General features: G+C 71.1%; 26 protein-coding genes. 20 read left to right on the forward strand and 6 right to left on the reverse strand.

Annotated elements, in window-relative coordinates; genetic code table 11:
* Positions 1-45: 45 nt before the first annotated feature.
* From rplR to SM611_RS33620, 8 genes are all read left to right on the forward strand, one after another.
* Positions 46-432 (forward strand): 50S ribosomal protein L18, encoded by a 387-nt coding sequence (gene rplR / locus SM611_RS33585; RefSeq protein WP_131942734.1) that lies wholly within the window; start codon positions 46-48, stop codon positions 430-432.
* Between the two features lie 37 nt (positions 433-469).
* On the forward strand, positions 470-1,090 hold the full coding sequence (gene rpsE / locus SM611_RS33590) for a 30S ribosomal protein S5 (RefSeq protein ID WP_371954359.1): 621 nt from the start codon (positions 470-472) through the stop codon (positions 1,088-1,090).
* Positions 1,087-1,269 carry a 50S ribosomal protein L30 gene (gene rpmD / locus SM611_RS33595; RefSeq protein WP_089324452.1) on the forward strand — a complete coding sequence of 61 codons (183 nt, stop codon included), beginning with the start codon at positions 1,087-1,089 and terminating at the stop codon, positions 1,267-1,269. The genes rpsE and rpmD overlap by 4 nt, the downstream gene beginning before the upstream one ends.
* A gap of 1 nt (position 1,270) precedes the next feature.
* Positions 1,271-1,744, forward strand: coding sequence for a 50S ribosomal protein L15 (gene rplO, locus SM611_RS33600; protein WP_371954360.1), 474 nt, complete (start codon positions 1,271-1,273; stop codon positions 1,742-1,744).
* A 301-nt stretch (positions 1,745-2,045) separates the two neighbouring features.
* On the forward strand, positions 2,046-3,272 hold the full coding sequence (secY, locus tag SM611_RS33605) for a preprotein translocase subunit SecY (protein WP_371954403.1): 1,227 nt from the start codon (positions 2,046-2,048) through the stop codon (positions 3,270-3,272).
* Positions 3,272-3,922: an adenylate kinase gene (locus SM611_RS33610; RefSeq protein ID WP_371954361.1), complete on the forward strand. Its 651-nt coding sequence runs from the start codon at positions 3,272-3,274 to the stop codon at positions 3,920-3,922. The genes secY and SM611_RS33610 overlap by 1 nt, the downstream gene beginning before the upstream one ends.
* Positions 3,923-3,989: 67 nt before the next feature.
* A complete protein-coding gene (gene map, locus SM611_RS33615) occupies positions 3,990-4,829 on the forward strand; it encodes a type I methionyl aminopeptidase (RefSeq protein WP_371954404.1) in 840 nt (279 codons plus the stop codon).
* A gap of 14 nt (positions 4,830-4,843) precedes the next feature.
* Positions 4,844-5,290 (forward strand): DUF1707 SHOCT-like domain-containing protein, encoded by a 447-nt coding sequence (locus tag SM611_RS33620; protein ID WP_371954362.1) that lies wholly within the window; start codon positions 4,844-4,846, stop codon positions 5,288-5,290.
* A gap of 13 nt (positions 5,291-5,303) precedes the next feature.
* Here the strand turns inward: SM611_RS33620 and SM611_RS33625 are convergent, their stop codons facing one another.
* Positions 5,304-6,119 (reverse strand): phosphodiesterase, encoded by an 816-nt coding sequence (locus tag SM611_RS33625; RefSeq protein ID WP_371954363.1) that lies wholly within the window; start codon positions 6,117-6,119, stop codon positions 5,304-5,306.
* Positions 6,120-6,307: 188 nt separating this feature from the next.
* Here SM611_RS33625 and SM611_RS33630 point away from each other — a divergent pair, with 188 nt between their 5' ends.
* Positions 6,308-6,931, forward strand: a complete 624-nt coding sequence (locus SM611_RS33630) for a GNAT family N-acetyltransferase (RefSeq protein ID WP_371954364.1) — start codon at positions 6,308-6,310, stop codon at positions 6,929-6,931.
* 9 nt (positions 6,932-6,940) lie between these two features.
* Here the strand turns inward: SM611_RS33630 and SM611_RS33635 are convergent, their stop codons facing one another.
* The gene (locus SM611_RS33635; RefSeq protein ID WP_371954365.1) at positions 6,941-7,498 is read right to left on the reverse strand and encodes a hypothetical protein; all 558 of its coding nucleotides are present in this window, start codon (positions 7,496-7,498) and stop codon (positions 6,941-6,943) included.
* A 257-nt stretch (positions 7,499-7,755) separates the two neighbouring features.
* On the opposite strand from SM611_RS33635, the gene infA reads away from it, so the two are divergent.
* The 8 genes from infA to truA all read left to right on the forward strand — a co-directional run bounded on the left by infA (position 7,756) and on the right by truA (position 12,718).
* Positions 7,756-7,977 (forward strand): translation initiation factor IF-1, encoded by a 222-nt coding sequence (infA, locus tag SM611_RS33640; protein ID WP_371954366.1) that lies wholly within the window; start codon positions 7,756-7,758, stop codon positions 7,975-7,977.
* 65 nt (positions 7,978-8,042) lie between these two features.
* On the forward strand, positions 8,043-8,156 hold the full coding sequence (rpmJ, locus tag SM611_RS33645; protein ID WP_021596712.1) for a 50S ribosomal protein L36: 114 nt from the start codon (positions 8,043-8,045) through the stop codon (positions 8,154-8,156).
* Positions 8,157-8,344: 188 nt separating this feature from the next.
* Positions 8,345-8,725: a 30S ribosomal protein S13 gene (gene rpsM / locus SM611_RS33650; RefSeq protein WP_371954367.1), complete on the forward strand. Its 381-nt coding sequence runs from the start codon at positions 8,345-8,347 to the stop codon at positions 8,723-8,725.
* Positions 8,726-8,773: 48 nt separating this feature from the next.
* Positions 8,774-9,175 carry a 30S ribosomal protein S11 gene (gene rpsK, locus SM611_RS33655; RefSeq protein WP_021596710.1) on the forward strand — a complete coding sequence of 134 codons (402 nt, stop codon included), beginning with the start codon at positions 8,774-8,776 and terminating at the stop codon, positions 9,173-9,175.
* 89 nt (positions 9,176-9,264) lie between these two features.
* Entirely contained in the window at positions 9,265-9,891 is a 627-nt protein-coding gene (gene rpsD, locus SM611_RS33660; RefSeq protein WP_371954368.1) for a 30S ribosomal protein S4, read from the forward strand.
* Between the two features lie 106 nt (positions 9,892-9,997).
* Positions 9,998-11,011, forward strand: a complete 1,014-nt coding sequence (locus SM611_RS33665) for a DNA-directed RNA polymerase subunit alpha (protein WP_371954369.1) — start codon at positions 9,998-10,000, stop codon at positions 11,009-11,011.
* 94 nt (positions 11,012-11,105) lie between these two features.
* The gene (rplQ, locus tag SM611_RS33670) at positions 11,106-11,627 is read left to right on the forward strand and encodes a 50S ribosomal protein L17 (RefSeq protein ID WP_371954370.1); all 522 of its coding nucleotides are present in this window, start codon (positions 11,106-11,108) and stop codon (positions 11,625-11,627) included.
* Between the two features lie 212 nt (positions 11,628-11,839).
* Complete coding sequence (gene truA, locus SM611_RS33675; RefSeq protein ID WP_371954371.1) at positions 11,840-12,718, forward strand: tRNA pseudouridine(38-40) synthase TruA; 879 nt, start codon at positions 11,840-11,842, stop codon at positions 12,716-12,718.
* Between the two features lie 71 nt (positions 12,719-12,789).
* Here the strand turns inward: truA and SM611_RS33680 are convergent, their stop codons facing one another.
* The 3 genes from SM611_RS33680 to SM611_RS33690 are packed head-to-tail and all read right to left on the reverse strand — an operon-like array spanning position 12,790 to position 16,544.
* Positions 12,790-14,487, reverse strand: coding sequence for a hypothetical protein (locus tag SM611_RS33680; RefSeq protein WP_371954372.1), 1,698 nt, complete (start codon positions 14,485-14,487; stop codon positions 12,790-12,792).
* 39 nt (positions 14,488-14,526) lie between these two features.
* Positions 14,527-15,576, reverse strand: coding sequence for a hypothetical protein (locus SM611_RS33685; RefSeq protein ID WP_371954373.1), 1,050 nt, complete (start codon positions 15,574-15,576; stop codon positions 14,527-14,529).
* Between the two features lie 41 nt (positions 15,577-15,617).
* Positions 15,618-16,544 carry a CAP domain-containing protein gene (locus tag SM611_RS33690; protein WP_371954374.1) on the reverse strand — a complete coding sequence of 309 codons (927 nt, stop codon included), beginning with the start codon at positions 16,542-16,544 and terminating at the stop codon, positions 15,618-15,620.
* A 524-nt stretch (positions 16,545-17,068) separates the two neighbouring features.
* Here SM611_RS33690 and rplM point away from each other — a divergent pair.
* From rplM to glmM, 3 genes are all read left to right on the forward strand, one after another.
* A complete protein-coding gene (rplM, locus tag SM611_RS33695; protein WP_371954375.1) occupies positions 17,069-17,521 on the forward strand; it encodes a 50S ribosomal protein L13 in 453 nt (150 codons plus the stop codon).
* 95 nt (positions 17,522-17,616) lie between these two features.
* Positions 17,617-18,126: a 30S ribosomal protein S9 gene (gene rpsI, locus SM611_RS33700; RefSeq protein ID WP_371954376.1), complete on the forward strand. Its 510-nt coding sequence runs from the start codon at positions 17,617-17,619 to the stop codon at positions 18,124-18,126.
* Between the two features lie 119 nt (positions 18,127-18,245).
* Complete coding sequence (gene glmM, locus SM611_RS33705; RefSeq protein WP_371954377.1) at positions 18,246-19,589, forward strand: phosphoglucosamine mutase; 1,344 nt, start codon at positions 18,246-18,248, stop codon at positions 19,587-19,589.
* On the opposite strand, the gene SM611_RS33710 is transcribed toward glmM, so the two are convergent.
* Entirely contained in the window at positions 19,586-19,906 is a 321-nt protein-coding gene (locus tag SM611_RS33710; protein ID WP_371954378.1) for a hypothetical protein, read from the reverse strand. The two genes, glmM and SM611_RS33710, sit on opposite strands and share 4 nt — an antisense overlap.
* Positions 19,907-19,932: the final 26 nt, after the last annotated feature.

Raw genomic sequence — 19,932 nt, forward strand, 5'->3', positions numbered from 1 at the left:
ATCCGCCGCTGCGCTTCCGAATGTCGGAAAGGCTGGTAAGTAGTCATGGCAGGCACCAAGACCCTGGCCGCGAAGGCCACGTCGGCGCGGGCCAAGTCCCGCAAGCGCCGGCACCTGCGGGTCCGCAAGAAGGTCGTGGGCAGCGCCGCGCGGCCTCGCCTGGTCGTGACCCGCTCCAGCAGGCACGTGTTCGTCCAGGTCATCGACGACGACAAGGGCCACACGCTGGCCAGCGCGTCGACGATGGAGGCGGACCTGCGCGCCGACTCCGGCGACAAGACGGCCAAGTCCCGCAAGGTCGGCGAACTCGTCGCCGAGCGGGCCAAGCAGGCCGGCGTCCACGCGGTCGTGTTCGACCGCGGCGGCAACAAGTACCACGGCCGCATCGCCGCAGTCGCGGACGGTGCGCGCGAGGGGGGCCTGGAGCTGTGACCACGGCCCGCAACAAGGTCAACGAGAGGAACCACTGATGGCAGCGCAGAGGCGTGGTGGCGGTCAGGGTGGCGACCGTCGCGACCGCCGCGACGACCGCCGCGGTGGCGCCGACAAGGGCCAGTCGTACATCGAGAAGGTCGTCGCGATCAACCGCGTCGCCAAGGTCGTCAAGGGCGGGCGTCGCTTCAGCTTCACCGCCCTGGTGATCGTCGGTGACGGCAACGGCACCGTGGGCGTCGGCTACGGCAAGGCCAAGGAGGTGCCCGCGGCGATCGCCAAGGGCGTCGAGGAGGCCAAGAAGCACTTCTTCAAGGTGCCGCGGATCCAGGGCACCATCCCGCACCTCGTGCAGGCGCGGGACGCGGCGGGCGAGGTCCTGCTGCGTCCGGCCAGCCCCGGTACCGGCGTCATCGCCGGTGGCCCGGTGCGCGCCGTCCTGGAGGCCGCCGGCATCCACGACGTGCTGAGCAAGTCGCTGGGCAGCGACAACGCCATCAACATCGTGCACGCCACGATCGCGGGGCTGAAGTCGCTGAAGCGTCCGGAGGAGATCGCGGCCAAGCGCGGCCTGCCGATCGAGGACGTCGCCCCGGCGGCCATGCTGCGCGCGCGCGCCGCGGGCAGCGAGCCCAGGACGGAGGCCGCGTCGTCGTGACCAACCTGAAGATCACGCAGACCAAGTCCGTGATCAGCGAGAAGCAGAACCAGCGTGACACGCTGCGCACCCTCGGCCTGAAGAAGATCGGGCAGAGCGTGGTCCGCGAGGACCGCCCCGAGGTGCTCGGCATGATCCGGACGGTGGCGCACCTGGTCACCGTCGAGGAGGTCGACTGACATGGCGGCTGATCTCGGTAAGGACACCGAGGGCACCCCGCTCAAGGTCCACGACCTGCGTCCGGCCCCCGGCGCCAACAAGGCCAAGGTCCGCAAGGGCCGCGGCGAGGCGTCCAAGGGCAAGACCGCGGGCCGCGGCACCAAGGGCACCAAGGCCCGCAGCACCGTCCCCGTCGGTTTCGAGGGCGGCCAGATGCCGCTGATCCGCCGGGTGCCGAAGCTGAAGGGCTTCAAGAACCCGAACCGGGTCGAGTTCCAGGTCGTGAACCTGGACAAGCTCGCCGCGCTCTACCCCGAGGGCGGCGAGGTCACGGCGGAGGACCTGGCGGCGAAGGGCGCGGTGCGCCGCGGCCGTCCGGTCAAGGTCCTCGGCACCGGCGACATCTCCGTGGCGGTCCAGGTGAAGGCGCACGCCTTCTCCGGCGCCGCCAAGGAGAAGATCGCCGCCGCCGGCGGCACCACCGACGAGCTGTAAGAAAGCACACTTCGATGCCGGGGCCGTGCTCGCCAGACTCCCGGGGCCGTGAGGTCGCCGGGAAAGGCGGGGCGGCCCCGGTGCCATCTGCTGTTAGAGTCACACGGGCGAAGGCGACTCGCGTGAGATTGCGCACGTGCGCGTCTCCTCGGGTATCCTCCGCCCGACCTCATGGACCTGTAACCGGCCCCTCGGTGGCCATGATGAACCCGCCAGTAACGCAGGAGGAATGGTGCTGACCGCGTTCGCTCGGGCTTTCCGTACGCCTGACCTGCGTAAAAAGCTCTTTTTCACGTTGTTCATGATCTTGGTGTTCCGGCTCGGGTCGATCGTGCCGACACCGAACGTGAACGTGAAGGTGCTGAAGGACACCGCGGACGCGGCCAAGGAGAGCAACCAGCTCTACGGCCTCGTCGACCTGTTCAGCGGTGGCGCGCTGCTCAAGCTGTCGATCTTCGCGCTGGGCATCATGCCGTACATCACGGCGAGCATCATCCTGCAGCTGCTGACGGTGGTGATCCCCCGGCTGGAGGCCCTGAAGAAGGAGGGGCAGGCCGGTACAACCAAGATCACACAATACACCCGCTACCTGACGGTGGGGCTGGCGATCCTGCAGGCCACCGGCATCGTGGCGATGGCGAGCACCGGGCAGCTGTTCCAGGGCGTGTCCGGCAGCGGCGACATCCTCTACGACACCGCCCTCTTCCCGATCATCACGATGGTGATCTGCATGGTGGCGGGCACGACCGTCATCATGTGGCTGGGCGAGCTGGTCACCGACCGCGGCGTCGGCAACGGCATGTCCATCCTGATCTTCACCCAGGTGGTCGCGGTCTTCCCGGCCCAGTTCTGGGGCATCTACAAGGCCAAGAACGGCTTCGTCTTCGCGATCGTGATCCTCGTCGGCCTGGCCATCATGGCGGGCGTCGTGTTCGTCGAGCAGGCGCAGCGGCGCATTCCCGTCCAGTACGCCAAGCGGATGGTGGGCCGGCGCATGTACGGCGGGACGTCGACGTACATCCCGCTGAAGGTGAACCAGGCCGGCATCATCCCGATCATCTTCGCGTCCTCGCTGCTCTACCTGCCGATCCTGGCGACGCAGCTGTGGCCCAACACCAAGTGGCTGCAGAAGGTCCAGCCTTACCTGCAGCAGGACAACGCTTGGCACATGGGGATCTTCTTCGTCTTCATCATCTTCTTCACTTACTTCTACGTGGCGATCACCTTCAACCCCACTGAAGTCGCCGACAACATGAAGAAGTATGGTGGATTCATCCCAGGTATCCGTCCTGGTCGGCCCACCGCCGAATACCTCGACTTCGTGCTGACCCGGATCACCACACCCGGTGCGCTGTACCTGGGGCTCGTGTCCCTGATCCCGATGGTGGCGTTCGCACTCCTGAACGCGACCCAGGACTTCCCCTTCGGTGGCGCGAGCATCCTCATCGTCGTCGGCGTCGGACTGGATACCGTGAAGCAGATCGAGAGTCAGCTGCAGCAGCGCAACTACGAGGGTTTCCTCCGGTAGTGCGCATCGTGCTGGTGGGCCCCCCGGGAGCGGGCAAGGGGACGCAGGCCCAGTTCATCGCATCTCATCTGTCGGTCCCGAAGATCTCGACAGGTGACATCTTCCGCGCCAACGTCAGCGGCGGGACCGAACTCGGCCTGCAGGCGAAGCAGTACATGGACCGCGGCGACCTCGTCCCCGACGAGGTCACGATCGCCATGGTCCGCGACCGGCTGGGCGAGGACGACGCTCGGGACGGGTTCCTGCTGGACGGGTTCCCGCGCAACGTCCCGCAGGCGGAGACCCTGAAGAAGATCCTCGCCGAGTGGGACGCGCGCCTCGACATGGTCCTGGAGCTCGTCGTCGACGAGGACGAGGTCGTCCGGCGGCTGTCCGGCCGGCGCACGTGCGACAAGTGCGGCCGGATCTGGCACGTCGACTTCGACGACAAGCAGGACGACATCTGCGACGACTGCGGCGGTCACCTGTTCCAGCGCGACGACGACAAGGAAGAGGTCGTCATGCACCGCCTGGAGGTGTACCGGCACGACACGTCCCCGCTGGTGCAGTTCTACGCCGACGAGAACATCCTGGTCGGCATCGACGCGACCGGTCCGGTCGAAGAGGTCACCAAGCGCGCTCTGGCCGCGCTCCGCCCGCTGGAGAAGTGAGGGCACGGGTGCGGGGCCGCGGCCCCGCACCCGGCTCGGCGGCGGCGAATCCGGTGCAGGGGGAATGATGTTCAAACGGCGCAGGCCCGTGATCCAGATGAAGACCGCGGAGCAGATCGAGCTGATGCGGGCGGCGGGCCTGCTCGTCGGCCGGACGCTGGAGCTGCTGCGCGACGCCGTCAAGCCGGGGATCACCACCCTCGACCTCGACGCGCTCGCCGAGCGGCACATCCGCGACAACGGCGGCATCCCCTCCTTCAAGGGCTACCACGGCTTCACCGGGACGATCTGCGCGTCGATCAACGAGGAGATCGTGCACGGCATCCCGCGCGCCGGGAAGGTGCTGCGGGACGGCGACGTCATCTCCATCGACTGCGGAGCGATCGTGGAGGGCTGGCACGGCGACGCCGCGATCACCGTCCCGGTCGGGGAGATCACCGACGAGCTGCGGACGCTCCTGGACGTCACCGAGACGTCCCTGTGGCACGGTCTCGCGGCTGGAACGGCCGGGGCCCGCCTCACGGACATGTCGCACGCGATCGAGGCTCACATTCGCTCTCAGGGCCGCTACGGCATCGTCGAGGGCTACGGCGGGCACGGCATCGGGACCGAGATGCACATGGACCCGCTGATCCCCAACCACGGCGAGGCCGGGCACGGGCCCGTCCTGGAGCCGGGGATGTGCTTCGCGGTCGAGCCGATGGTCAACCTCGGCACCAAGGAGACCCGCGAGCTCGACGACGGCTGGACGGTCGTGACCACCGACGGGCTGTCCTCGGCGCACTTCGAGCACACGTTCGCGGTCACCCCGGACGGCCCGCGCGTCCTGACCGCCCTGGACGAGGGCCGCGAATGGTTCCAGAAGCTGGCTCCGGCCACGCAGAATGGGAATGACAGCTCGTCCTGAGATTCGGAGGAACGATGGCGCCGAACCCTGAGATCCGGGCCTCGGACGCCGACCGCGACCGGGTGGCCGCGAGCCTGCGCGAGCACTGTGCCCTGGGCCGGATCACGATGGACGAGCTGCAGGAGCGGCTGGAGTCGGTGTACGACTCCAAGACGCTCGGGCAGCTCCAGGAGGTCACCTCCGACCTGCCCGAGGAGGATCTGTACCAGCTGCCCGTCCCGGCGACGCAGCCGAAGGGCACCGCGTCCCCGGCGGTGCCCGCGCCCAAGGGCCTCGAATCGCAGCGCGTCCGGGCGATGTGGGGCGCGTGGGCGACGGTCAGCGCGATCAACTTCACCGTCTGGCTGATCATCCTGGTGACGTCCGGCGCGGTGTACCCGTGGTGGATCTGGGTGGCGGGGCCGTGGGGCGCGATCCTGCTGATGCGCACGATCTTCGGCGACCGGCACGGCGGCTCCTGACCGCCGGCCGGTCCTACTCGACGTCCATGAGCGGCCGGTAGTTGCCGGTCGGGGCGAAGTGCGTGGTGGCGGTGCCGTCCTCGCCGATGAGGTGCAGCGCGAACCCGGCGGGCTCCCCGGTGACGGCGGCGCGCCCCTGCTTGGTGAGGTCGAGGAACAGCTGCCGGTAGGTGCTGGGGCAGGTGGTGCTGACCGTCCCGGCGAGCGATCCGACCGAGGCCCGGTGGACGTGCCCGGAGATGATCCGGACGACCTGCGGGTGCCGGGAGATCACCGCCGCGAACCCGGCCGGGTCGACGAACCGCAGGTCGTCGATGAACCGCATGCCGATGGGGTACGGCGGATGGTGGGTGGCGACGACCGTCGGCGTGCCGGGTGCGGCGCCGAGCACCTCGTCCAGCCAGCCGAGCCGCTCCTCGCTCATGTGCCCGTGCGGGTGGCCGTCCACGGTGGTGTCGCAGCAGACGAGCCGCACGCCCGCGACGTCGACGGCGTACTGCACGGGGGCCTGCGGGAAGGTGGCGGTCGCGGCGACGGCCTGGTGGTCCTTGAACACCCTGCGCATCTCGTCGCGGTCGTCGTGGTTGCCGCACATGGGGAAGACGGCCATCGGCAGCGGCGACAGCAGCGCGTGCAGCCGCGCGTACTCGGCGGGCCGGCCGGCGTCGGCGAGGTCGCCGGTGAGGACGACGGCGTCCGGGCGCGCGGGCAGCGACAGCAGGCTCGACACGGCGGCGCGCAGTGCGCGCACCGGCCCGGAGCCGTCGTCCACCTCGCCGTCGCGCCCCGCCGCCAGATGGATGTCGCTCAGCTGCGCGATGATCGCCATGGATCCTCCCCTTGCCCCAAGCACATCACGGACCCCCGTGCCGGGCACCACCCGGCCGCCCCGGTGACGATCTTCGCGCTCACCGGCCCGGACTGTCGACTCGGCGCGGATGAAGACGACGTTACGGATGCTTACCCGTCCCGCCGCCGGCCCGCTATCGTGCGGCGCGGGGACCGGGAGGATCGAACATGCCGACGCGCCAGTGGGCCAGGGAGGCCCTCCGCGGATGCGCGCGGGGCCGGCACGTGGTCCTGACCCCCAGCCTGCACTTCCGCTCGCTGACCGTCGCGGACGTGCGGGTCGCCGCCGCGGCCGGCAGCGACCCGGCGGCCCAGCGGTGGCTCGGCTGGCATCCCGCGGACCTGGTCCCCGAGGACGAGCGCGACCGCCTGCTGGCGGCGCCGCCCGGTCGCGGCGGCGCGCGTTTCGGCCTGCCGGGCCGGCGCGTCTGGACCTCGATGCTCGCGATCGACCCGGAGCGGGGCCTGGCCGCCGGAATGGTCACCCTGACCCCGCGGTCGGAGAAAGCGTGCGAGCTGGGCGGCCACCTGGCCCCCGCCTACCGTGGCCGCGGGCTGGGCGCCGAGCTGTTCACCGCCGGCCTGGCGCTCGCGCACCGGCACCTGGGCTTCGCCGAGGTCCGGGCGGGCGCCGAGCCCGAGAACGCCGCGAGCGTCCGCTCCCTGTGGCGGGCCGGCCTCGACCCGGCCGCCGGCCCGGACACCTACCGCCTCGCGGACGGCCGCGTCATCCGGCCCTCCTGGTTCGCCGGCGTGGAGCCGAACCCGGCCCGGTGCCCGTCCGGCCGCTGAGGGCGCGCCTCAGGCGACGCGGGAGATGACCAGGGAGAGGGCCGTGGTGACCTCTTCGGCGGGCGGGGCCACGTCCGGGACCACGTCGCGGAGGGCGAGCCAGCCGTTGATCGCCTGGACGGTCGGCTTGGCCTCGATGAGCTGCGGGTCGTCCAGGCCGTACCAGGCGGCCACCTTCGACCAGCGCCACAGCCGGTGACCGGCGGTGGACATCTCCGACGAGGGGAAGCCGGTGGCGCCGCGGGCGCCGGTGATCGCGTGCCGGACGGAGTCGAGCGACCGGCCGACGCGTTCGGCGATGTCGCGGATCGTCAGCAGGGGGTCGGCCTCCACCCGCAGGACGTGCAGGCCGGGGGCGCTCTCCTCGACGTGCTCGACCACTTCCATGATCGCCGCGGCGAGGGTGGCGCCCGGCCAGGAGCAGGACGCGTTGCCGGGCCGCTGGGCGTGCTCCGGCTCGCTGACGATGGACACCGTGACCGCGCCGTGCGTGCGGTCGAACAGCGGATCCAGTTCGTCCTCGTAGAGGGGACGGCTGAGGATCAGCGCGAAGTCATAGCTCGGCATGCTGATCCTCCTCGAACGTCTCTCTCCTGGAAAGGTACAACGCGCACGCGATGTATGCTTGACTCGGGAGCAGTCTCCGGGCCCGTGGCGTGCGTCGATTTCGCAATGCGCGTCCGGTTGACGTAGACTCCTTTGTCGGTCCGTCGCCGACCGCCTGATTCCCCGTTTCCGACGCTCTCGCGTCGTGGTGGGTTGCGGTCGATTCTCCACGGAGAGCCGGGCCGCGTCCAATGAGCCGACAGTGAAGCGCGGAGGACATGGCCAAGAAAGAAGGGGCCATCGAGATCGAGGGCACCGTCATCGAGTCCCTCCCGAACGCCATGTTCCGGGTGGAGCTCGAGAACGGGCACAAGGTGCTCGCCCACATCAGCGGCAAGATGCGGATGCACTACATCCGGATCCTGCCGGACGACCGCGTCGTTGTGGAGCTGAGCCCCTACGACCTCACGCGCGGTCGGATCGTCTACCGCTACAAGTAATCCCACTGGGGTTGCCTTCCCCGTGCGTGGCGGCGCGGGGGTGACCCTGATCCCAAGGAGACCCAGTGAAGGTCAAGCCGAGCGTCAAGAAGATCTGCAACAAGTGCCGCGTCATCCGTCGGCACGGCCGGGTCATGGTCATCTGCTCCGACCCGCGCCACAAGCAGCGTCAGGGCTGACGCTCCACAACCAAGGCAAGCGCATCGCAGCCTTCGCACAACGTGGCCGTACGCGCCCTCCGGGGCCGTACGGCAGCGTCGCGTGGAGGACCACCCTCGGACCGTCGGAGGCCGGGGCCGCCACCCGGGCAGGGTGTGTGCGGACGCGGTGCGTCCATACCTCCGCACAATGAAGGGAACTGCCCACGATGGCACGCCTCCTCGGCGTCGACCTCCCGCGCGAAAAGCGCCTGGAGGTCGCTCTCACCTACATCTTCGGCATCGGCCGGACGCGGGCGCTGGAGACCCTGGCGGGTACCGGCGTCAGCGGCGACATGCGGGTGCACCAGCTCGGCGACGACGAGCTGGTCAAGCTCCGCGACTGGATCGAGGCGAACTACAAGATCGAGGGTGATCTTCGCCGCGAGGTCCAGGCGGACATCCGCCGCAAGATCGAGATCGGGTGCTACCAGGGCATCCGGCACCGCCGCGGGCTTCCGGTGCACGGTCAGCGCACGCAGACCAACGCGCGCACCCGCAAGGGCAAGAAGAAGACCGTGGCCGGCAAGAAGAAGGCCGGCAAGAAGTAGTCCGGAGTCGGTCCTCCGGATCGATGACCTCAAGAGTAGAGAGAGCACATGCCTCCTAAGAGCCGTGTCGGCGCCAAGAAGGTGCGCCGCAAGGAAAAGAAGAACGTCGCTCACGGGCACGCCCACATCAAGAGCACGTTCAACAACACGATCGTCTCGATCACCGACCCCAACGGCAACGTGATCTCGTGGGCCTCCTCGGGCCACGTCGGATTCAAGGGCTCGCGCAAGTCCACCCCGTTCGCCGCGCAGCAGGCCGCCGAGGCCGCCGCCCGGCGCGCGATGGAGCACGGCATGCGCAAGGTCGACGTCTTCGTGAAGGGCCCGGGCTCGGGCCGCGAGACCGCCATCCGGTCGCTGCAGGCGACCGGCCTGGAGGTGGGCTCGATCCAGGACGTCACGCCCGTTCCGCACAACGGCTGCCGCCCGCCCAAGCGTCGGAGGGTCTGACCCGTGAAGAGCAATCTGGAATTTGCGCTGGCGGCACCGCCCGCCACTGCGCTGGCCAGCCGGGTCTGAGGCAGGGGAGATCTAGAACAATGGCTCGTTACACCGGTGCGGACTGCAAGCTCTGCCGCCGCGAGAAGATGAAGCTGTTCCTCAAGGGCAGCAAGTGCATGGGCCCCAAGTGCCCGATCGAGATCCGTCCTTACCCGCCGGGTGAGCACGGCCGCGGTCGGCCCAAGGAGACCGAGTACCTGCTGCAGCTTCGCGAGAAGCAGAAGGCGCGGCGCATCTACGGCGTGCTGGAGCGCCAGTTCCACAACTACTACGTCGAGGCGAACCGCCAGCAGGGCAAGACGGGTGACAACCTGCTCGCCCTCCTGGAGCGCCGGCTCGACAACGTGGTCTACCGCGGCGGCTTCGCCAAGTCCCGCGACATGGCCCGCCAGCTCATCCGGCACGGCCACATCCGCGTCAACGGGAAGAAGGTCAACATCCCGTCGGCGCTGGTCGGCGAGGCCGACATCATCGACGTCAAGCCCAAGTCGCTGGAGTCGACGCCGTTCCAGGTCGCCAAGGCCGAGATCGGCGAGCGTCCCGTCCCGGCGTGGCTCGGGGTCGACGGCGAGAAGATGCGGATCCTCGTGCACTCGCTGCCCGTCCGGCAGCAGATCGAAGCTCCCGTCCAGGAGCAGCTGATCGTCGAGCTCTACTCCAAGTAGGGCTCACGCCGTCCCGCCGGGGTCTCGACGTGGGATCCCGGCAGGACGGGGAACACTCCAGAACGCGGTCGTCAAATAGCGGGCACCGCGGAAAGAAGGCATCACCATGCTCATCGCTCAGCGTCCCACTCTCACCGAAGAGCAGGTCGACGAGTACCGGTCGCGGTTCACCATCGAGCCGCTGGAGCCGGGCTTCGGCTACACGATCGGCAACTCGCTGCGTCGCACGCTGCTCTCCTCGATCCCCGGTGCGGCCGTCACCAGCATCCGCATCGAGGGCGTCCTGCACGAGTTCTCCACCGTGCCCGGGGTCAAGGAGGATGTCACCGACGTCATCCTGAACCTCAAGGAGCTCGTCGTCTCGTCCGAGCACGACGAGCCCGTGGTCATGTACCTGCGCAAGCAGGGCCCGGGCGAGGTGACCGCGGCCGACATCGCGCCGCCGGCGGGCGTCGAGGTCCACAACCCGGACCTGCACATCGCCACGCTGAACAACAAGGCCAAGCTGGAGATGGAGCTGACGGTCGAGCGCGGCCGCGGCTACGTCTCCGCCGCGCAGAACAAGCAGCCGGGCCAGGAGATCGGCCGGATCCCGATCGACTCCATCTACTCGCCCGTGCTGAAGGTCACCTACAAGGTCGAGGCGACCCGAGTCGAGCAGCGCACCGACTTCGACCGCCTCATCCTGGACGTGGAGACCAAGCAGGCGATGCTGCCGCGCGACGCGGTCGCGTCCGCCGGCAAGACCCTCGTCGAGCTGTTCGGCCTGGCCCGGGAGCTCAACGTCGAGGCCGAGGGCATCGACATGGGCCCGTCCCCGACGGACGCCGCACTCGCCGCGGACCTGGCCCTGCCGATCGAGGAGCTGAACCTCACGGTCCGCTCCTACAACTGCCTGAAGCGCGAGGGCATCCACTCGGTGGGCGAGCTCGTCGCCCGCTCCGAGCAGGACCTGCTCGACATCCGCAACTTCGGCGCCAAGTCGATCGAAGAGGTCAAGCAGAAGCTCAACGACATGGGACTCTCGCTGAAGGACTCCCCGCCCGGGTTCGACCCGAGCGCGGCGGCGGACGCCTACGGCGACGACGACCAGAGCTACGCCGAGACCGAGCAGTACTAGAAACCGATGCCGGACGGCCGGGGCGCGTTCCCCGGCCGTGCCGGAACCAGCTGACACCGGTACCTGACACGGCCGGTGCAGGAAGGACGACGTCATGCCCCAGCCCACCAAGGGCGCCCGCCTGGGCGGCTCCGCGGCGCACCAGAAGCTGATCCTGGCGAACCTGGCCACCGCGCTGTTCGAGCACGGCCGCATCACCACCACCGAGGCCAAGGCCCGGCGGGTGCGTCCGCTGGCGGAGAAGCTGATCACCAAGGCCAAGAAGGGCGACCTGCACAACCGCCGCCTGGTGGCCAAGACGATCCGCGACAAGAGCGTCGTCCACGCGCTCTTCACCGAGATCGCGCCGAGCTTCGAGACCCGTCCCGGCGGCTACACCCGCATCACCAAGATCGGCCCTCGCAAGGGCGACAACGCCCCGATGGCGGTCATCGAGCTGGTGACGGAGCCGATGCCGGCCGCGACCGGCAAGGCCGCGCCGAAGGTCGCCGAGGAGGAGCTGCCCGCCGAGGGTGAGGTCACCCTCAGCAAGGCCGACGACGCCCCGGCCGACGACGCTCCGGCGGACGAGGCGGCCGACGCCAAGGACGGCGCCAAGGACGACGCCAAGGAGTAGATCGCCGCGCGATCTGGCCGAGCGTTTGCTCGACATTCGTCAGGGCCCACCGTCCGTAACGGGCGGTGGGCCCTGATCTTTGCCAGACTGGATCACATGGCCAGGTCAGGGGGGCGACGATTCACCGGGGAGCGTGTCAGGGGAGTGCCCGATGAACGCGGATCATCGGGCGGAACGGACGGCGAACGTTGCAGAAGGATCAATCGGCTGACATGACCGCTCTGGTACGACTCCGGCTCGACATCGGCTACGACGGGTCGGACTTCGCGGGCTGGGCGAGACAGCCGAACCAGCGGACCGTGCAGGGCGTCATCGAGGACGCGCTGGCGCGGATGCTGCGCCTCGACCCCCCGCCCATGCTCACCGTCGCGGGCCGCACGGACGCGGGCGTGCACGCGCGCGGGCAGGTCGCGCACCTGGTGGTGCCGGTCGCCGCGTACTCGGCGATCAACGGGACGATGCCGCGCCGCCTCGCCGGGCTGCTGCCGCCCGACGTCCGGGTGTGGCGCGTGTCGATCGCGCCCGAGGGGTTCGACGCGCGGTTCTCCGCGCTGTCGCGCCGCTACGTGTACCGGGTGTGCGACAACTCCTTCGGGGTGGAGCCGCTGCGCCGCCACGACGTGCTGTGGCATCCGCGCCCGCTGAACCTGGCCAGGATGAACGACGCCGCGCGGCGGCTGGTGGGCGAGGCCGACTTCGCCGCGTACTGCCGGAGGCGGGAGGGCGCGACGACGATCCGGGAACTGCTGCGCTACGAGTGGGCCCGCGACGACCGCGACCCGCATCTGGTGCTCGCGACCGTGGAGGCCGACGCGTTCTGCCATTCGATGGTCCGCGCGCTGGTCGGTGCGCTGCTCATGGTGGGGGACGGCCGGCGCGAGGTGGAGTGGCCGGCGGAGGTGCTCGCCGCCCGCGTCCGCGACTCGGGCGTGAACGTGGCGCCGGCGCACGGGCTGTCGCTTGAGGAGATCCGCTACCCCGACGACGACAGCCTGGCCAGGCGCGCGCAGGAAACCCGCCGCGTCCGGACGCTGAACGCCACCGCGGGCGTCGAGCAGCAGGCCGCCCCGTCCCACCAGGGCAGCGCCTAGGCGCGACGCGGCCGCGGGGCCCGGCGGGTCCCGCGGCCGTGTTCGTCTCCGGACGGCGCCTCGCGCTCGGCTCAGCCGCGGGCCCGGGCCAGGATCGGGCGGAGGTCGTAGTCGATGAACTGCTGGGCGGCCTGCTTGATCAGCGGGTCGCCGGGCTTGGCCTGCTTGCCGTTCGCCCACTGGACGTAGGCGTAGGCCACGTACCGGCCGCGGACGGTCGCCGCGGCGTAGCCGCCGGCGCGGTCGAGGTCGGGGGCGCGCTTGCCCGCCATGCCGCGGAACCACTCGTACTTGGCGGGGTCGCCGGCCTTGCTCACCGTGATCGCGGCGGCCTTGGTCGGCATCACGGCGATCCCGGAGGTGACGGCGAGGCCGCTCTTCGGGTCGATGTACGTGGCGCGGATGATCTTGCGGCACCGCTCCCGCACCAGGGTGCGCAGCATCGAGCCGCGGGCCGCGTACTTGACGTCGCGGTTGAGCGACCAGCGGTCGCGGGTGTAGGTCCGGCCGCCGAGCTTGAGCGTCCCGTCGGGGAACACGTCGCGGAACGTGAGGTCCTTCGTGTCGGTCTTCTCGTTGGCGATGTTCACGCGCGCGGGGGCGGGCGCCCGCGTCGCCGGGGCGGACGGGGTGGACGCGGCGGACGGTGTGGGCGGTGTGGGCGCGGTCGACGGCTCGGCCGCCGCCTTGTTCCCGTCCTCGGCGCTCGACCCGGTCCCGCCGACGGCGAACAGGGCGATGGCCGCCGCGAGGACGACGGCCGCGCCGCCGCCGATCAGCACCGTCCGGCGCCTGTTCCCGCCGCCCCGTCCGCCGGACGGGGCCTTCGGGGGCTGCTGTCCGGGCGGTGGCGGGGTGTCCAGCGGGACGCCGCCCTCGGCGTGGTAGACCGGCGCGATCACGGGGGCCTGCGCCCCGGCGGCGGCGGGGGCGCCGTCGGGCGTCTCAGAGGTCGGGAACGGTCCGCTGCCGGTGGGCGGCACCACACCGGGCGGCAGGATCGCGTCGGGTACCAGCACGGCTGTCTGCCCTGCCGCGTTCTCCGCCTCCTTCGCCTTCTGGAAGGCGGAGCTCGGCGCGGGACGGCCCTCCGCGGTCTCGTTGGCGACGGAGTTCTCCACGGTGGTGTCGTCCTCTGGGGTCTCTTCTCCGGGGGCGCCGTCCTCCGCGCCGATGGCCTGGAAGCCCTCGGGGTCGGTGTCGGCGTCCGAGATCTGGGGCTTGACGATCGGCTCGGCCGGAACGGCCCGGCGGGAGTCGACGGACGGGACGCCCGCGCCGGCGACGAGCGTCCCGGGCGGCCGGACGGCCGGGGGCTTCTCGGCGTCGACGCCGTCGGCGGGTTCGGGTTCGGCGGCCTGGGGTCCCGGCGGTTCGGGTACCGCGGCCGGAGCGTCCGCTGTGGCGGTCGTCGCCCCGGAGGCGGGCCCGGAGGCGGGCCCTGAGGCGGGCCCTGAGGCGGGCCCTGAGGCGGGCCCTGAGGCGGGCGGCGGGCCCGTGTTCGGGGACTCGGCGGCCCACCAGGGAGCCTCCAGGCCGAACGTGGGAAGCCGGAAGGACGCGGCCTCGGCGGCGGACCGCGCCTCGGCGGCGGGCTCGCCTCCGGGCTCGGCCGCGGTGGGCGTCGCGCCGGGGGCCGGGCCCGCGGCGGCGTCCGGCGCGGCGGCCGGGGGAGCCGCGTCGCCGAAGCTGGGGGGCGCGGAGTCCGCGGGGACGGCGGACGTCCCCGCCGGCTCGGCGGTCTCCCGGGTATCTCTAGGTCCAGACATAAGCGGTGCCAGACATGAGCGAGGGGGGATTCGGAGGGGTCACTTCTGGAGGGGCTTGCCTTCGGTCTCCCTGTAGTGCAGGGCCAGGGCGAGGTTGCTGCCCTTGACCATCTGCGTACCGAAGACCCGGACGGCCGCATGGTACTTGCTCGCGACCTTCTTACCGTCCGGACGCTGCACCCACGTCATGATGACGTAGTGGCCGCGTGCCTGCGAGGTGCCGAACGCCTCGCCCTTGCCGTTGGTCTTGGACACGCCCTTGCCGGGCAGTGCCTGCAGGAACGCGTCCTTGGCGGCGGCGGCCTTCACGGCCGTCTTCGCGGCGGCCTCGTTCTCGAGGTTGAACACGCCGACGGTGCCGATGAGCGAGCCCGTCGAGAGCGCGTACGTGGCGCGCAGCGCCTGCGTGCAGCCGCCCTTCTTGAGGGCCTTCTCCAACGTCGCGCCGCCGACGACGCCGGTGCAGCTCTTGTTGTAGCTCGCGGCCGTCCGCACGTACTTGTAGCCGCCCGCGGTGAACTTCGCCTTGCCGAAGACCTCCTTGAGGGTCAGCGGCTTGGGGTCGGTGCCGCGGCTCTGCAGCTTCACCGGCGTGAGGACGGGTTTCGTGGGGCTCGGCGTCGGCTGGGCCTGCTGGGAGGCGGCCTGCGTCGGCGGCGCCTTCGGCGCGGGGTCGTCCTCCAGCATCGACGACAGCCCGACGCCGCCGCCGATGAGCAGGATCCCGGCGACCGCCGAGCCGCCGATGATCAGCGGCAGGTTGCGGCGCCGCTCGGGCGGGCGCGGCCCGCCGGACGGACCGCCCGGCGGCCCCGGGGGCACGCCCTCCGGGGAGCCGTAGGGGTCGGCGCCGAACGCGTCGCCCGCGACGGGCTCGTCGTCCCAGGCCGCGGTGGGCCGGTCGTCCCATCCGCCCGGCTGGTCGCTCCAGGGGGAGGGGCCGTCGTCGCCCCGGTCGCGTGGCGCGAAGGGGGCCTCGTCCTTGTCGTGGCCGTACGGTGGCGCTTCGGCTCCGGGGCCGTACGGCGCCTGCGGCGACGGCCGAGGGGGCCAGTCGCCGGGTTTGCCTTGATCGCCCGGATAATGCATGGGTTGGACCTTACCGTCCCTCGTTCGGGAGCGGGGGCGGGTCACTTCCAGCCGAAGTCCTGCGTCCACAGCGGGCCGCCGGACCCGGAGGCCCGCCCGACGCCGATGGCGCGCAGTCCGCAGTTGAGGATGTTGGCCCGGTGGCCGGGGCTGTTCATCCAGCCTTTCACGACGGCGGCGGCCGTGGGGTAGCCCTTGGCGATGTTCTCCGCGCCAGGGCTCGTGTAGCCGGCGTCCTCCATCCGCTTCCACGGGCTGTCGCCGTTGCGGGACGTGTGGTCGAAGTAGTTGTTGGCCGCCATGTCGGCGGAGTGCTTGCGCGCCGCGACGACGAGCCGCTGGTCGGTGCGCAGCGGCTGGCAGCCCGCCTTGACGCGCTCGGTGTTCGTGAGCGACACGACGGCGGCCTCGGAGCTGGACGATCCGCCGGAACCGCCCGGGGTGCCGCCTCCGCCGGTCGACGGCGGCGCGGCCGGCTCGGACGCCTTCCTGGACTTCGACGGCTCGGCCGACGCCGTCTTGCGCGGGTGGATCGGCTTCAGCGGCGGCGTCTGCTCCGCCGCCGTGGGCGTGGGCGAACCGCCGGGCGCGCCCGGCGCGCCGCTCGTCGGGGTTCCGGACCCCGGGCCGGCGGTGGTCGGTGTGTCGCTCTGCGGCCCCGGCAGGTCCAGCGTGGACGGGTCCGACCCGGGGCCGGACGCGGAGGTCTTCTCCGACCGTCCGGGCAGGACGAGCTGGTCGATCGCGACGCCGATGCCGATGGCGAGTCCGGACGCGGCGACGACCGCCAGCACCCTGGTCGCGCTCTTCCCCGGGGAGCGCTTGCGTCCCCTGCCGCCGGGGCGTCCGCCCCAGAAGTCGCCGTCAGGCCGGCGTCCACCGGGCGGCGGGCCGGCGGGGGACGCCTCGCGCCGCCGACCGCCGGCGACGAGCTCGTCGCGGGGAGGAGTGACGTTGGCGCGCGGCATGCGGCCGTCCCGCCCGTCGTTCCAGGGCTGGTGGCCTCCGGCGGGACCGCCGGGTCTGCGGGGAGTGGACAGCGGGGGCTCCCGGGTACGGGCCGGCGCGAGCCGGCGTGGACTCGGTCGCCCGGCACCTTATCCCCATATGCACCCCGAGTTACGAAGATCTCTCAAGAAAGATCGAAATCACTACGCTTAGTGTTGAATGCAGTGCCGTCCGTCCCCCTTTTCGGTGGTCGGCGGACGGCCGGGGCGGTTCGTTTTGACCCCCGGCCAAGGGCCCGAGTATTCTGCGTGTTTGTTGTGTGCGTGACGCCTGCCCGTGGGCGGGGGCGACGCCGCAGCGAGCCGGTGCGTCCCAGATCGTTCGCGTCCTAGCCGCGGATGCGGGCCCCGGCCTCCCGGAGCGCCGGGTCGGATGATCCTCTGATCGGCGCGAGCAGGATTTCCGCTGACACGTGGCGCTCGCCCGCGAGGGGGAGCGGAGGATCGAAACCGCTGAAGTCGACGAGAAACGAAGGCTGACGACCGTGCGCACGTACACCCCTAAGCCCGCTGACGTCCAGCGTCAGTGGTACGTCATCGACGCGACCGATGTCGTGCTGGGCCGTCTCGCCAGTCAGGTCGCGCAGCTGCTTCGGGGCAAGCACAAGCCGATCTACGCGCCGCACATCGACACCGGTGACTTCGTCGTCATCGTGAACGCCGACAAGGTGTCGCTGTCGGGCAACAAGGCGGAGCGCAAGAAGGCGTACCGGCACTCGGGGTACCCGGGCGGGCTCCGCTCGGTGACCTACACCGAGCTGCTGGCGAAGAACCCCGAGCGGGCGGTCGAGAAGGCGATCAAGGGCATGCTGCCCAAGACCTCCCTCGGCCGGAAGATGTTCGGCAAGGTGAAGGTCTACGCCGGGCCGGACCACCCGCACCAGGCGCAGAAGCCGGTCCCGTTCGAGATCACCCAGATCAGCCAGACCGCGAAGTGACGTCCGCGCCCTCCGGGCGCGGGAAGAGACACGAGGCCGCCGGGGCACCCGTTGGACGGGCCAGCCGCCCTGGCTAGAACACCACTAGGAGAACCGTGGACGACACCACCGGCGCCGAGCAGGCCGCCGAGACCGACTCGTACGAGGACGCCCCGTCCGAGTACAGCACCGAGACCCCCGAGGCCGCCGGCGAGAGCTACCTCGGCCAGCCGGTCGCGACCGGCCCGGCCGCCGGCACCGGCCGCCGCAAGCAGGCCATCGCGCGGGTCCGCATCGTCCCCGGCAGCGGCCAGTGGAAGATCAACGGCCGCACCCTGGACCAGTACTTCCCGAACAAGGTGCACCAGCAGATCGTGAACGAGCCGTTCGTGCTGCTGGGCCTGGAGGGCCAGTTCGACGTGCTCGCGCGCGTGGGCGGCGGCGGTACCACCGGCCAGGCCGGCGCGCTGCGCCTCGGCATCTCCCGCGCGCTGCAGTTCGCCAACATCGAGCACCGCCCGGCGCTGAAGAAGGCCGGCTTCCTGACCCGCGACGCGCGGGTTCCGGAGCGCAAGAAGGCCGGTCTCAAGAAGGCCCGTAAGGCTCCGCAGTACAGCAAGCGTTGATCGACGGTACGAGCCGTCGCACCCCGTGGCTCCACGCGGCACCTCCGCGTGGACGGCACGGCGCGTGCGGCGGCTCGTCCGCTTTTCCGGGGTCATCCTGTCTCATCGGGAGTTGAACTGTGGCTCGTCTGTTCGGGACCGACGGTGTGCGCGGGCTCGCCAACCGCGACCTGACCGCCCCCCTCGTCATGGACCTGTCCGTCGCGGCCGCCCGCGTGCTGGGCGAGCAGGGCGCGTTCAAGGGCCACCGTCCGCTCGCCGTGGTCGGGCGCGACCCGCGCGCCTCCGGTGAGTTCCTGGAGGCGGCCGTCGTGGCGGGCCTCGCCAGTTCCGGGGTGGACGTGCTGCGCCTCGGCGTCCTGCCGACCCCCGCGGTCGCGTACCTGACGCACACGCTCGACGCCGACCTCGGGGTGATGCTGTCGGCGTCGCACAACCCGGCCCCCGACAACGGCATCAAGTTCTTCGACCGCAGCGGCTACAAGCTGCCGGACGAGCTGGAGGACCGGATCGAGGCGCGGCTCGGCGAGCCGTGGGACCCGCCGACCGGCGCCGGCGTCGGCCGCGTCCGCGAGGCGCACGGCGCCGTCGAGCAGTACGTCGCGCACCTGGTGTCGACGGTCACGGTGTCGCTGGACGGCCTGCGCGTCGTGGTCGACTGCGCGAACGGCGCGTCCTGCGACGTCGCTCCGGAGACGATGCGCCGCGCGGGCGCCGAGGTCTTCACGATCGGGACGGCGCCCGACGGCCTGAACATCAACTCGGGTTGCGGCTCCACGCACCTGGAGGCGCTGCAGAAGGCGGTCCGCGAGCACGGCGCGGACGTGGGCATCGCGAACGACGGCGACGCCGACCGCTGCCTGGCCGTGACCGCGGCCGGCGAGGTCGTGGACGGCGACCAGATCATGGCGATCCTCGCCCTCGACCTGCGCGAGGCGGGCGCGCTGCCGTCCGACACGGTCGTCGCGACCGTGATGTCGAACCTCGGCTTCAAGCTGGCCATGCGGGAGGCCGGGATCACCGTGGTGGAGACCGCGGTCGGCGACCGGTACGTCCTGGAGGCGATGAAGGAGGGCGGCTTCGGGTTCGGCGGCGAGCAGTCCGGCCACGTCATCATGCTGGACCACGCGACGACCGGCGACGGCGTCCTGACGGGCCTGCACCTGCTGGCGGCGATGGCCCGCCGCGGCCGCCCGCTGGACGAGCTGACCAAGGTGATGACCCGGCTGCCGCAGGTGCTCATCAACGTCAAGGACGTCGACAAGACCCGCGCGAAGGCGTCCCCGGAACTGGCCGAGGCGGTCGCGTCGGCGGAGGCCGGGCTCGGCGAGACCGGCCGGGTCCTGATCCGTCCGAGCGGTACCGAGCCGATGGTCCGCGTGATGGTCGAGGCGGCGTCGCAGGAGCAGGCCCAGTCCGTCGCCGAGCACCTCGCGGGCGTGGTGAGGACGGCGCTCCGCTAACGCTCGTCGATCTCCAGCCGCCCGACCTTGAGGTGCTTGATCTCGACGGTCCCGGCCTCGAGGTGGGCGATGACGGCGCGCTTGACGACGAGCTTGCCGATCGCGACGGCGCCGATCGCCAGCGCGCCGAGCGCCATCGACCCCAGCGCGAGGGAGCCGAACGCGTTCCCCGCCCGCACCGTGATGCCCGTCGCGGACGCCCCGGTGACCTCGGCGCCGGTCGCCCGCGCGCCGACTCCGCGTTCGGTGCGGACGCGGGGCGTCGCCTCCGTCGCGTCCTTCTCGCCGTCCGGCCTGTCGTCGGGTTCGTTGCTCATCGGACGAGCATATTCGGCGCCCCGGC

The organism is Actinomadura monticuli (genome assembly GCF_041463655.1).
In the GTDB taxonomy this organism is placed as follows: Bacteria; Actinomycetota; Actinomycetes; order Streptosporangiales; family Streptosporangiaceae; genus Spirillospora; species Spirillospora monticuli.

What these genes read in the sequence shown, in the direction of transcription:
- rpsD (WP_371954368.1), top strand. Translation starts at nt 9,265, where the DNA reads ATGGCTCGTTACACCGGTGCGGACTGCAAGCTCTGCCGCCGCGAGAAG.
- map (WP_371954404.1), top strand. Translation starts at nt 3,990, where the DNA reads ATGTTCAAACGGCGCAGGCCCGTGATCCAGATGAAGACCGCGGAGCAG.
- SM611_RS33625 (WP_371954363.1), bottom strand. Translation starts at nt 6,119, where the DNA reads ATGGCGATCATCGCGCAGCTGAGCGACATCCATCTGGCGGCGGGGCGC.
- infA (WP_371954366.1), top strand. Translation starts at nt 7,756, where the DNA reads ATGGCCAAGAAAGAAGGGGCCATCGAGATCGAGGGCACCGTCATCGAG.
- SM611_RS33710 (WP_371954378.1), bottom strand. Translation starts at nt 19,906, where the DNA reads ATGAGCAACGAACCCGACGACAGGCCGGACGGCGAGAAGGACGCGACG.
- rpsE (WP_371954359.1), top strand. Translation starts at nt 470, where the DNA reads ATGGCAGCGCAGAGGCGTGGTGGCGGTCAGGGTGGCGACCGTCGCGAC.
- secY (WP_371954403.1), top strand. Translation starts at nt 2,046, where the DNA reads ATGATCTTGGTGTTCCGGCTCGGGTCGATCGTGCCGACACCGAACGTG.
- SM611_RS33685 (WP_371954373.1), bottom strand. Translation starts at nt 15,576, where the DNA reads ATGCATTATCCGGGCGATCAAGGCAAACCCGGCGACTGGCCCCCTCGG.
- rplQ (WP_371954370.1), top strand. Translation starts at nt 11,106, where the DNA reads ATGCCCCAGCCCACCAAGGGCGCCCGCCTGGGCGGCTCCGCGGCGCAC.
- SM611_RS33665 (WP_371954369.1), top strand. Translation starts at nt 9,998, where the DNA reads ATGCTCATCGCTCAGCGTCCCACTCTCACCGAAGAGCAGGTCGACGAG.
- SM611_RS33680 (WP_371954372.1), bottom strand. Translation starts at nt 14,487, where the DNA reads ATGTCTGGACCTAGAGATACCCGGGAGACCGCCGAGCCGGCGGGGACG.
- SM611_RS33690 (WP_371954374.1), bottom strand. Translation starts at nt 16,544, where the DNA reads ATGCCGCGCGCCAACGTCACTCCTCCCCGCGACGAGCTCGTCGCCGGC.
- SM611_RS33630 (WP_371954364.1), top strand. Translation starts at nt 6,308, where the DNA reads ATGCCGACGCGCCAGTGGGCCAGGGAGGCCCTCCGCGGATGCGCGCGG.
- truA (WP_371954371.1), top strand. Translation starts at nt 11,840, where the DNA reads ATGACCGCTCTGGTACGACTCCGGCTCGACATCGGCTACGACGGGTCG.
- rplO (WP_371954360.1), top strand. Translation starts at nt 1,271, where the DNA reads ATGGCGGCTGATCTCGGTAAGGACACCGAGGGCACCCCGCTCAAGGTC.
- SM611_RS33620 (WP_371954362.1), top strand. Translation starts at nt 4,844, where the DNA reads ATGGCGCCGAACCCTGAGATCCGGGCCTCGGACGCCGACCGCGACCGG.
- rpsK (WP_021596710.1), top strand. Translation starts at nt 8,774, where the DNA reads ATGCCTCCTAAGAGCCGTGTCGGCGCCAAGAAGGTGCGCCGCAAGGAA.
- rplR (WP_131942734.1), top strand. Translation starts at nt 46, where the DNA reads ATGGCAGGCACCAAGACCCTGGCCGCGAAGGCCACGTCGGCGCGGGCC.
- SM611_RS33635 (WP_371954365.1), bottom strand. Translation starts at nt 7,498, where the DNA reads ATGCCGAGCTATGACTTCGCGCTGATCCTCAGCCGTCCCCTCTACGAG.
- rpsM (WP_371954367.1), top strand. Translation starts at nt 8,345, where the DNA reads ATGGCACGCCTCCTCGGCGTCGACCTCCCGCGCGAAAAGCGCCTGGAG.